The sequence below is a fragment of the uncultured Merdimmobilis sp. genome, assembly GCF_902471145.1.
Taxonomy (GTDB): Bacteria; Bacillota; Clostridia; order Oscillospirales; family Ruminococcaceae; genus Merdimmobilis; species Merdimmobilis hominis.
Genome location: NZ_CABRJC010000019.1, coordinates 22,310 through 32,242 on the forward strand (window position 1 = coordinate 22,310; position 9,933 = coordinate 32,242).

Annotated in this window: 9 protein-coding genes; 5 read left to right on the plus strand and 4 right to left on the minus strand. The window is 59.0% G+C overall.

Annotated elements, in window-relative coordinates:
• Window positions 1-111: 111 nt before the first annotated feature.
• From RDQ42_RS08705 to RDQ42_RS08725, 5 genes are all read left to right on the plus strand, one after another.
• Window positions 112-804: an iron-sulfur cluster assembly scaffold protein gene (locus tag RDQ42_RS08705; RefSeq protein ID WP_071427514.1), complete on the plus strand. Its 693-nt coding sequence runs from the start codon at window positions 112-114 to the stop codon at window positions 802-804.
• Between the two features lie 18 nt (window positions 805-822).
• Window positions 823-1,821 (plus strand): GGGtGRT protein, encoded by a 999-nt coding sequence (locus tag RDQ42_RS08710; protein ID WP_231357930.1) that lies wholly within the window; start codon window positions 823-825, stop codon window positions 1,819-1,821.
• Window positions 1,822-2,198: 377 nt separating this feature from the next.
• On the plus strand, window positions 2,199-3,959 hold the full coding sequence (locus RDQ42_RS08715) for a molecular chaperone HscC (RefSeq protein WP_231357931.1): 1,761 nt from the start codon (window positions 2,199-2,201) through the stop codon (window positions 3,957-3,959).
• On the plus strand, window positions 3,938-5,266 hold the full coding sequence (locus tag RDQ42_RS08720; protein ID WP_054331892.1) for a DnaJ domain-containing protein: 1,329 nt from the start codon (window positions 3,938-3,940) through the stop codon (window positions 5,264-5,266). The genes RDQ42_RS08715 and RDQ42_RS08720 overlap by 22 nt, the downstream gene beginning before the upstream one ends.
• A 28-nt stretch (window positions 5,267-5,294) precedes the next feature.
• Window positions 5,295-5,531, plus strand: a complete 237-nt coding sequence (locus RDQ42_RS08725; protein WP_054331891.1) for a hypothetical protein — start codon at window positions 5,295-5,297, stop codon at window positions 5,529-5,531.
• 90 nt (window positions 5,532-5,621) lie between these two features.
• Here the strand turns inward: RDQ42_RS08725 and RDQ42_RS08730 are convergent, their stop codons facing one another.
• Genes RDQ42_RS08730 through RDQ42_RS08745 form a run of 4 tightly spaced genes read right to left on the minus strand, consistent with a single transcriptional unit; the run spans window position 5,622 to window position 9,635 of the window.
• On the minus strand, window positions 5,622-6,296 hold the full coding sequence (locus tag RDQ42_RS08730) for an ABC transporter ATP-binding protein (protein WP_231357932.1): 675 nt from the start codon (window positions 6,294-6,296) through the stop codon (window positions 5,622-5,624).
• Between the two features lie 9 nt (window positions 6,297-6,305).
• On the minus strand, window positions 6,306-6,878 hold the full coding sequence (locus RDQ42_RS08735) for a hypothetical protein (protein ID WP_195254474.1): 573 nt from the start codon (window positions 6,876-6,878) through the stop codon (window positions 6,306-6,308).
• A gap of 16 nt (window positions 6,879-6,894) precedes the next feature.
• Entirely contained in the window at window positions 6,895-8,202 is a 1,308-nt protein-coding gene (locus RDQ42_RS08740) for an ABC transporter permease (protein ID WP_231357933.1), read from the minus strand.
• Entirely contained in the window at window positions 8,199-9,635 is a 1,437-nt protein-coding gene (locus RDQ42_RS08745; protein ID WP_308588553.1) for an efflux RND transporter periplasmic adaptor subunit, read from the minus strand. Before RDQ42_RS08745 ends, RDQ42_RS08740 begins: the two co-directional genes overlap by 4 nt.
• Window positions 9,636-9,933: the final 298 nt, after the last annotated feature.

The following is a 9,933-nucleotide window of genomic DNA, read 5'->3' on the forward strand; positions in this document are numbered from 1 at the left end:
CACAGTATAATAAAAGGAGCAGAACCATAAGCCTGTAGCAGGGGGTCCCTTGCTTAACACGGCGGTGACACAGATTATTTGGGCAGCGCGCTGCCTGAAAGGAGCTTTCCTATGAATTATTCCCATGAAGTTGAACGGATGTGCCCCATCGCCAAAGGGGCCAACCACGGTCCGGCTCCCATCCCGGAGGAGGGCCGCTGGGTAAAAGCCTATCAAATCAGCGATATCTCCGGCTTATCCCACGGCATCGGCTGGTGTGCACCCCAGCAGGGCGCCTGCAAGCTGACCCTCAACGTCAAGGACGGCATCATTGAGGAGGCATTGGTGGAAACCCTGGGCTGTTCCGGCATGACCCATTCCGCCGCCATGGCAGGGGAGATCCTCCCCGGCAAGACCCTTTTGGAGGCGCTGAACACCGACCTGGTGTGCGACGCCATCAATGTGGCCATGCGGGAAATTTTTAAACAACTGGTTTACGGCCGCAGCCAGACTGCCTTCTCGGAAGGGGGACTGCCCATCGGCGCCTCTTTGGAGGACCTGGGCAAGGGCCTGCGCAGCCAGGTGGGCACCGTGTTCTCCACCGGCTACAAAGGGGTTCGGTATCTGGAACTGGCCGAAGGGTATATCCTCTCGGTGGCGCTGGATGAGAACAATGAGGCCATCGGCTATAAATTTGTAAAAGTGGGCAAGATGCTGGAGGACATCCGCCGGGGAGTGGATGCCCAAACCGCATTTGAAAAGAATCTGGGCACCTACGGCCGGTATGAGAACGCCCCCAAATACATCGACCCCCGTGAGGAATAAAGGAGAGGAGGAAGCACTATGGCACAGTTTGAAGGCCAAGAAAGAAGAATGCCCCGCATTGAGGCTTGTTTGAAGGAATACGGCATCTCCTCCCTGGAGGAGGCACGGGAAATCTGCCTCCAAAAAGGGGTGGATGTGGAATCCATCGTCAAAGGGGTACAGCCCATCGCCTTTGAGAACGCGGTGTGGGCCTACACCCTGGGGGCGGCCATCGCTATAAAGAAGGGCGCCGCCGCCGCGGACAAAGCCGCCGAGGCCATCGGCATTGGATTGCAGGCATTCTGCATCCCCGGCTCGGTGGCAGAACAGCGCCAGGTGGGCCTGGGCCACGGCAACCTGGGGGCCATGCTCCTGCGGGATGAGACCAAATGCTTCTGCTTCCTGGCAGGGCACGAGTCCTTCGCCGCGGCGGAGGGGGCCATCGGCATCGCCCGCACCGCCAACAAGGCCCGCAAGGAGCCCCTCCATGTCATCCTCAACGGCCTGGGCAAGGACGCAGCCTACATCATCAGCCGGATCAACGGCTTCACCTATGTAGAGACCGATTACGACTTTGCAACCGGCGAGCTGAAGGTAGTCCGGGAGAAAGCATTCTCCGACGGGGACCGGGCGGCGGTCCGTTGTTACGGCGCCAACGACGTGTTGGAAGGGGTGGCCATTATGAAGATGGAGCAGGTGGATGTCTCCATCACCGGCAACTCCACCAACCCCACCCGGTTCCAGCACCTGGTGGCAGGTACTTATAAGAAATGGGCCCAGGAGAACGGGGTCAAATACTTCTCGGTGGCTTCGGGCGGCGGCACCGGCCGCACCCTCCACCCGGACAACGTGGCCGCCGGCCCTGCCTCCTATGGCTTGACCGACTCCATGGGCCGGATGCACAGCGATGCCCAGTTTGCCGGCTCCTCCTCCGTCCCCGCCCACGTGGAAATGATGGGCCTGATCGGCATGGGCAATAACCCCATGGTCGGCGCGACTGTCGCTTGTGCGGTGGCGGTGGCCGAGGGCCTGCGGTAGATTTAAAAACAATAGGAACAGGACAAGGCGCAGCCACCAAAAGTGGCTGCGCCTTGTTAGGCTTTATTCCCATTATGCCCCTTTTGCTGGGTTCTTCCATTTCCAACTGGATGGGATTGTGTTATAATAATCGCGATGCGATAATTGGAATAGACCAGCTTTGCCAGGGCCTGAGCTGCCCTGCCGTGGAAGCTGTGAAGTGGGTCCAATTGGACACCTCCAAACCCGTATAACAGTAGCCGCAGGGAACCGGGGCGATCAAGACCAGTTGGCTGCGCGCACCGCCAAAGCCCCAGGGGGAAGGCGGGGCACCCCTTCCCCAGAGAACCCTCGAATTTGGGCGCCATTGGCCCGATGAGAAACGGAGATGAATGAATATGGCAATGATCGGCATTGACCTGGGCACCACCAACAGCTTAGCCGCCGTGTGGAAGGATGGAAAAAGCGTGCTTATCCCCAACGCCTTTGGGGATCTATTGACCCCCAGTGCGGTCAGTTTGGATGAGGACGGGACTATTTTAGTGGGCAAGGTGGCCAAGGAGCGGCTGATCTCCCACCCGGAATGCAGCGTCACCGCCTTTAAGAGGCTGATGGGTACCACGGCAAAGCTCCAGCTGGGGGAACAGGCCTTTTCCCCGGAGGAGCTCTCCTCCTTTGTGCTGCGCCGCCTGAAAGAGGATGCGGAAGCCTACCTGGGGGAGCCGGTCACCGAGGCGGTGATCAGCGTACCCGCCTATTTTAACGACAACCAGCGCAGCGCCACCAAATTGGCGGCCCAATTGGCAGGCCTGCACACCGAGCGGCTGGTCAACGAGCCCTCGGCGGCGGCTCTCGCCTGCCGGTTTCAGGACACTGGCAAGGACCAGAGTTTTTTGGTGTTTGACTTTGGCGGCGGCACCCTGGATGTCTCGGTGGTGGACTGTTTTGACACGGTGATTGAGATCGCCGCCGTGGCCGGGGACAACCGGCTGGGGGGCAATGATTTTGACGAGGCCATCGCCCGGCACTTCTGCAAGATCAACGGCCAGGAGTTGGCGCAGCTCTCCCCCACCGAGCAGGCGATCCTCCTCAAACAGGCCCAGCTCTGCAAGGAGATCCTCACCCACCGGGGCCAGGCGGCTATGATGCAGGACTCCCCTAAATTCCCCAATCCCCTGCTTTTAAACAACAAGCTGCTGCTGGAGATTTCCGCCCCGTTTTTCCAGAGGATGGAGCGGGTCATCGCCCGCGCCCTCACCGATGGGGGGCACACCGTCGGGGAGATCGACAAGGTCCTCCTGGTGGGGGGCTCCTGCCATATGCCGGTGGTGCAGAGTTATATCGCCCACCTGCTGGGCCGGGAGATCGCCCGGCTGGGCTCGCCGGATACGGTGGTCGCCCAAGGGGTGGGGGTCTATGCCGGTATCAAGGCCCGGGGAGAGGAACTCAAGGACATTATGATGACCGATGTCTGCCCCTTTACCCTTGGGGTGGAGGTCTATTCCCATGAGAAGGAGAAGCTTTCCCACATCGCGCCCATGATCGAGCGCAACAGCGTGCTGCCAGTCAGCGTGGAGCACCCCTTCTACACCCTTTCCGACAACCAAAAACGGATTACCATCTCGGTGTACCAAGGGGAAGCCTACTTTGCCCGGGAAAACCTGAAGTTGGGGGAACTGGAAGTGGAAGTCCCCCCTAAGCCCAAGGGGGAAGAACAGGTATTGGTGCGGTTTACATATGATATCAACGGCATTTTGGAGGTGGAGGTTCAAAGCCCGTCCACCAAGGAGAAAAAGCGGCAGGTGATTGTAGGCCAGCGTCTCCATCTTTCCCAAGAGGAGATCGACGCCCGGCTGAAGGAGCTGCAGCGGCTGAAGATCCACCCCGCCGACCAGGAGGAAAACCGGTTGGTTCTGGCCCGGGGGGAGCGGATTTACACCGAGTCTTTAGGCCCGGTGCGGGAGCAGACCGGCCGGTGCCTAGCTTACCTGCGGGAGGCGATGGACAGCCAATCCCCTACCCGGATCCGCCGGGCACGGGAGGAATCCACCCGTTTTTTCGATGCGGTGGAACAGCAGTTTTTAGACGGGGGCCTTCCCTTTGATTTTGACCCCGAGGACGATGAGGAGGATGACGGATGGACCAATGGGCCGTTTTAGGAATTGACCCCACCCGGGACCAGCAGAAGATCCGCCGGGCCTATGCCCAGCGCTCCCGGGAATGCCACCCAGAGGAACACCCCCAGGAGTTTCAGGAGCTGTATGCCGCCTACCAGTGGGCGATGGACCGGGCCAAGCGAATGCCGGCATCCACCGGGGAAAAGCCCCGAGGGCTGCACAACAAGTTCCAGGTGCCAGTGTATAAAGAGGAGTATACCCCGCCCACCAAGAGGCCGTTGCCCCCTCTGCCTCCCTTTGGCAGGCAGGCGCGGCAGGCTGTTCTTTCCCCTGCTAAGAAAAAGGAAGGGGATTTGGAATTTGAGGCGGTGTTCGCCCGGGCGGATGAACTGCGCCAGCAGGAGGCCCAGCGGTATCGGGAAACCGGCCCGGCCCGGGCTTTCCTCACCTGGTATGGCGCCGAATCCAAGGAAAGGACCAAGACGTGGTGGGAGGAATACTTCCTCACCAAGGAATTTTTGGACGCCCAGATGGACCCGTTGTTCCTCTCTTTCCTGGAGGACTTTTTGGAGGAGCGGGAGCGTTCCCCCCAGCCGCCGACCACCGATCTGTACCGGGAATTGTACATCGCCTACGGCTTTGGGGAGTACGCCCAGACCGGTATGCCCCCGCGGGAACTGCAGCGCCTTTATGAACTGACGACCCGTCGGGATCCCGCCGGCCTATTTGGGGTGCGCAGACGGGAATATGTCCCCCGGGTGGAATGCTTTTTGATCTACCACCGGCTGCTGCGCCAGGCCCGGCAGGAAGGGTTCTCCCCCATCGGCTGGGAAAAAGCCCTCCAAGGGGCCAACAGCGCCTACACCGGTTCCCGCCGCCATCCCAGTGTCTACCGGCTGCTCACCTATTTTGTGGACACCCACCCCGGCCTGCCGGCGGAGGTGTGGCCGGTGTTTTACCGGAAGTTCGAGCTTTCAGGGTTTGAGCGTTCCAGCACCAAGCAGAAGGTCAAACCTTTGTATGAAGCTTTGAAGCGCCGCCTAGACGAAACCGCCAAGCGGAAGGACCAGGCCCGGCAGGAGGCTATGCGCCGTATAAAATTCGCTTTCCGGGCCCTGTGCGGCCAAAAGGAAGAGGCCGCAGCCCAGGATGTGGAGGCATTTTTCGCATCCAAAGACTTCCAAACCCTCCAGTGGGATGAGGAGTTCTTGGAGTTTTTGACGGTGGAAGCGTCCATCGGCGAGATGGGCTCCCCCATGGCCCAAGGCGCTTATAGGGCTTACCAAGGGGCGAAAATCCCCAAGTCCGCCATCCTGCTAGGCCGGCTGGAGAGCATTTTGAACCACTAACCCCCGTTTTGGGAGAGGAGGCAGGTGGATGATCTGTTTTTTTAATCGCAGAAGCGTGTTCACCGGCTACCCCTTTGAACGGGTGGCCGGGGTGGAAGCCCGGTTAAAAGAGGCGGGTATCCCTTTTAAAACTGTCTACTACAGCGGTGGGGGCGGCCGGCCGGCTATGATAGCTAGGGGCCGGACGGTGAACGCCCACTTTGAAGTGTTTGTCCACCAAAAGGACTTTGAACGGGCCAAAGAAGCCCTCCCCTTTTTGGTTTAATTCAGGGAGATCCCCATGGATAGCGCCACACAAAAATGGATACGAAAAAGGGAATGCCCCACGGGGCATTCCCTTTTTCGTATGGCAGGATCAATCGTAGAAGAGCTCGCCGTCCACAATCCGCACCACCTGCCGGGCCTGTTTGGCCACGTTTAGGTCGTGGGTGATCATCAGGATGGTGTTGCCCATGTCGTTGAGCCGCTGGAACAGTGCCAACACCTCCCGCCCGGTGGAGGAATCCAGGGCGCCGGTGGGTTCGTCGGCCAAGAGGAGGCTAGGTTTGCCCACCAGCGCCCGGGCGATGGCAACCCGCTGCTGCTGCCCGCCGGAGAGCTCCCGGGGTTTGTGGGAGAGCCTCTCGGTCAGGCCCAGCATCTCGATGGTGGGCAGGCAGACTTCTTCCGCCTGCCTGCTGCTCATCCCCCGCACCAGGAGGGGCATCATCACGTTTTGCAGCACTGTGTACTGGGGGATCAGCTGGTATTTCTGGAAGATAAATCCAATCTTTTGGTTGCGGATGTGGGTCAATTCATCGTCGGAGCAGTCCCCCACCGAGGTGCCGTCCAGGAGATAGGTTCCGCTGTCAAAGTGGTCCATACAGCCCACAATGTTCATCAGGATGGATTTGCCCGAGCCAGAGGGCCCTAAGATGGCCAGGAATTCCCCCTCCTCCACCGTCAGGGAAATCCCCTTAAGGACGGTGAGGGCGTTTTCCCCCATGCGGTAACTTTTAACGATGTTGTCCAGGTGGATGATCTCTTTCATGGGCGCCTCCTAGGATAGGATGGTGACCGATGCGATGTATTCCGTCCCATCGCTGCCGGTCTCATAAGTGATGGTGACCACGTTTTTGTAGACGATCTGGGAGAAATCCAGGGTGGTGGTGCTGCCCGCCATAGTCACCGGAGTGCCCACTGGGATGGAGATGGTTTCCACCTCCCCAGTCAGCTGGATGGCTGGGGAGACAGCCCCGCCGGAACCCGCCATGCCGCCCATGGCGCCGGGGAAGCCGCTGGGCATTTCCCCACCCATCCCGCCGCCTATCTCCATCTCCCCGCCGGAGGGCCGGCCGCCCGGGGTATCCCCCTGCCGGGAGGAATGATCTCCGCCTCGGGAAGGTACTCCATCGTCCCCTTCCTCTTCTTCGCCGGAAGGGCTTCCCTGCCCGCTTCCCAAGGTGCCGATGGCCAATTCCAGCTCGTTGCCAGACACCGACTTTACCTTCCCGGTGACAGTGCGGCTGGCCGCCGTATCACTGGAGGACGAGGAGGAAGGTGCGCTGGTGTCCCCGCACCCGCAGAGGAGGAGGCAGAAAGCCAGGGCCAAGGCCCAAAAACGCTGTTTCATCTTGCACTGCCTCCTTTTATTCTTCGCTGAGGGCCTCAATGGGGATGAGGGAGGCCGCTTGTTTTGCCGGGTAGAAACCGAAGACTGTCCCAGTGACCATGGCAAACACCAAGGCCAGCAGGATGCCCAGGACGCTGCTTTCCACCCGGATACCGAACTTTTCCAGCACCGGCATCAACAGCAAGCTGACGATGACGCCGATTACCCCGCCGAAGACGCTGATCATGTTGGCCTCGGCCAAAAACTCCAGCAGGATGTCCTTGCGGGAACAGCCCAGGGCCTTTAGGATGCCGATTTCCCGGGTGCGCTCCTTGACAGTGACAAACAGCACGTTCATAATGCCGATGCCCCCCACCACAAAAACGATGCTGGCCATGGACACCAGCAGCAGGGTCATCGTCTTGGTGGAGGCGGTGGCCGCCTCCATCTTGCTGCCTGCGTCGCTGATGGTGAAACTGGCTCCGGGGTAGCTCTGGTTGAGGACAGTGCCCACGTTGGCCACAATTTCCTCCACGTCATTTACATCCTCCGCAACCACGGTGATGGTGGGGCGGACACCCCGCCCCAGCACGTATTTAAGGCCGGTGGAGTAAGGGATGAATACCGCGCTGTCTGGGCTGACGCCGGAGGCCATGGAGCCCATCTCCTGGAGGACGCCGGCCACAGTGTAGTTGCGGTCGTCGATGACGATGGTGTTGTCAAAAGCCTCCATAGGGGAGCCGAAAATCTCCACCGCCAGGTCGTAGCCGATGACTGCCACCTTAGAGACGTTTTCATCGTCTTCCTCGGTGATAAAGTCCCCGATGGCCAGGGAAAGGTTGCTCACATCGGCAAATTCTGGTTTGACGGCGGCCATGGTGGCGGTGGTGGATTCCTCCAGGTCGCCGCCCATCACCGTCGCGCTGCCGGTGGCGCTGATGGTGCCGGAGACGATGCCGGGCACAAAGAGGAGGATATCCTCCAAGTCCTCTTCGTCTAGTTCCACTGAGCGGATGTTGGTCTGCATGCCGAAGCCGCCTCCACCAGGCATGCCGCCTCCCCCGCCGAAGCCTCCTCCTCCGCGGTTGCCTCCTCCGCCCATCATCATGCCGCCGCCAAAGCCGCCGCGGCCGCCGGTGGACGAGGAGGAGTAGCTGATCTCCACAGCGCCAGCGGAGAGGTTTTTGAACTGATCTTCCACATCCTTTTGGCTTCCTTGGCCGATGGCGATGACCAGGACAATGGTGGCCGCTCCCACGATGATGCCCAGGGAGGTGAGCATGACCTTCCGCTTGTTTTCCAGGATGTTGATCCAAACCAGGTTAAAAATCTCTTTCAGGATCATTTGCTGCTCACCTTGCTTTCGATGAGCACAATATCCCCTTCGTTGACCCCGCTCTGGATTTCCACGTTGCTGCCGTCGGAGAATCCGGTGGTCACCTCGGTTTTCACCGCCTCGCCGTTTTCATCCTTGATCTTGACGTAGGATTTGCCGTCCTCCACCGTGACCGCCCGGTTGGAGACGTAGATGACATCCTCCACCTGCTTGGATACAAAGGTGACGGTGGCACTCATCCCGTTGAAGATGCCGCTGGTGTCCCCCTGCAATTGGACGGTGACAGCATAGCTGACGGTGGAGGTGCCGCCCATAGCGGGCGAAGTGGAAATGGAGTAGATAACGGCGTCGTAGTACGTGTCTTCAAAGGCGCTGAGGACCACCTGGGCAGGGTCGCCGATTTCCAGGCTGCCGATGTCCTCCTGATCCACCGAGACCGAGACGTAGACCACATCGGTGTTGCCGATGACCGCAAGGGGGGAACTGGTGAGGGAGTCGGTGTTTTTGATCTTGTCCCCCACAGCATAATTCACCGACATGACGGTGCCGTCACTGGTGGCGGTGATAATGCCATCGGCCAGGTAAGAGGCCGCTTCGTCGATGTCGCTCTGGAGCTCCTCCACCTTGAGCTGGGCGGTCTGCACCTTGGCCTCCAACTCGGCGATGGTGTTCTCATACAGGGCGTCGGCGGTGTCGCTCTTGATCAAGTTTTGGCGCATGGTCAGCTCCGCTTTCTTTTTGCCCTGCTCTGCATTGATTTCCGCCTGGTGGTATTTCAGGGTCAGGGTGTCGATCTGGGTGTCCAGGTCGTCGATCATATCCTCCAATTTATCGTCGGTCAGTTCTTTGTAGTTGTTGTATTTGTCCTCGTTGATCTCTTTGCCGTCCAGAATTTTCTGGTAATAGCTCCTCTTCTGCTTGGCGTCTAAGAGGTTCTGGCTGGCGGTTTCCAAATCCAGCTCCAGCTGGGCCACCTCTAGGTCGTATTCCTCCTGGGCGCTGGTGGCGTATCCTAGGTTGGTCTCCCGGTCCAGCTGGGCCTGCAAGGTTTCGGTAGTCAGGTTGTTTTGGGCCTTTTGCAGATCCAATTGGGCGGTGACCAGTTCGATCTCCTTCTGGTTCATCTCCTCCTGGAGGCTGCTCACCGAGATTTTGGCGATGGGGTCCCCTTTCTGCACCTTTTGGCCGGTGACTACATAAATCTCCTCAATGGTGGCGGTTTGGTCAAAGTTGACCTTTACCTCTTGGATGGAGGCGATGCCCGTTTCGCTGATGCCGGCGGTCAGTGTGCCCCGCTCCGCAGTGGTCTCCTTGTAAACGGTCTCGGTTTTGTTGCTGCCGGTGGAAAACGCAGTGAGCACCACTGTGCCGGCAAGCGCCAGGGCCACCGCAGCCAATACAATGGATTTTTGCCGGCCCGTGAAGTTTTTCCTCTCTTCCATGGATAATCCTCCTCTAATGCCCGGCAGGTACGGGCAATTCTCAAGTTTCTGGGGTTTGATCATGCTTGTAAGGATATTCCTGGAATGTGACTGCCCTCTGAACAAGGGGGAAGTTGTTTGTGAAAACAAGGGGATTTCTTTGACACAATTTGTGTCAAAATCCGGTTTTTGCTTTTTTATATTTTATTATTGTATTGCAGGGCTCTCATATAACCTGGTATTTAGGGGCTATGCCTGCCCCTAAGACCCCAGGCCCTCCTTTCTTGCAGAAGAAAGGAGGCGAAAGACTGCCGGGGAG

What these genes read in the sequence shown, in the direction of transcription:
- RDQ42_RS08705 (WP_071427514.1), top strand. Translation starts at nt 112, where the DNA reads ATGAATTATTCCCATGAAGTTGAACGGATGTGCCCCATCGCCAAAGGG.
- RDQ42_RS08710 (WP_231357930.1), top strand. Translation starts at nt 823, where the DNA reads ATGGCACAGTTTGAAGGCCAAGAAAGAAGAATGCCCCGCATTGAGGCT.
- RDQ42_RS08715 (WP_231357931.1), top strand. Translation starts at nt 2,199, where the DNA reads ATGGCAATGATCGGCATTGACCTGGGCACCACCAACAGCTTAGCCGCC.
- RDQ42_RS08720 (WP_054331892.1), top strand. Translation starts at nt 3,938, where the DNA reads ATGGACCAATGGGCCGTTTTAGGAATTGACCCCACCCGGGACCAGCAG.
- RDQ42_RS08725 (WP_054331891.1), top strand. Translation starts at nt 5,295, where the DNA reads ATGATCTGTTTTTTTAATCGCAGAAGCGTGTTCACCGGCTACCCCTTT.
- RDQ42_RS08730 (WP_231357932.1), bottom strand. Translation starts at nt 6,296, where the DNA reads ATGAAAGAGATCATCCACCTGGACAACATCGTTAAAAGTTACCGCATG.
- RDQ42_RS08735 (WP_195254474.1), bottom strand. Translation starts at nt 6,878, where the DNA reads ATGAAACAGCGTTTTTGGGCCTTGGCCCTGGCTTTCTGCCTCCTCCTC.
- RDQ42_RS08740 (WP_231357933.1), bottom strand. Translation starts at nt 8,202, where the DNA reads ATGATCCTGAAAGAGATTTTTAACCTGGTTTGGATCAACATCCTGGAA.
- RDQ42_RS08745 (WP_308588553.1), bottom strand. Translation starts at nt 9,635, where the DNA reads ATGGAAGAGAGGAAAAACTTCACGGGCCGGCAAAAATCCATTGTATTG.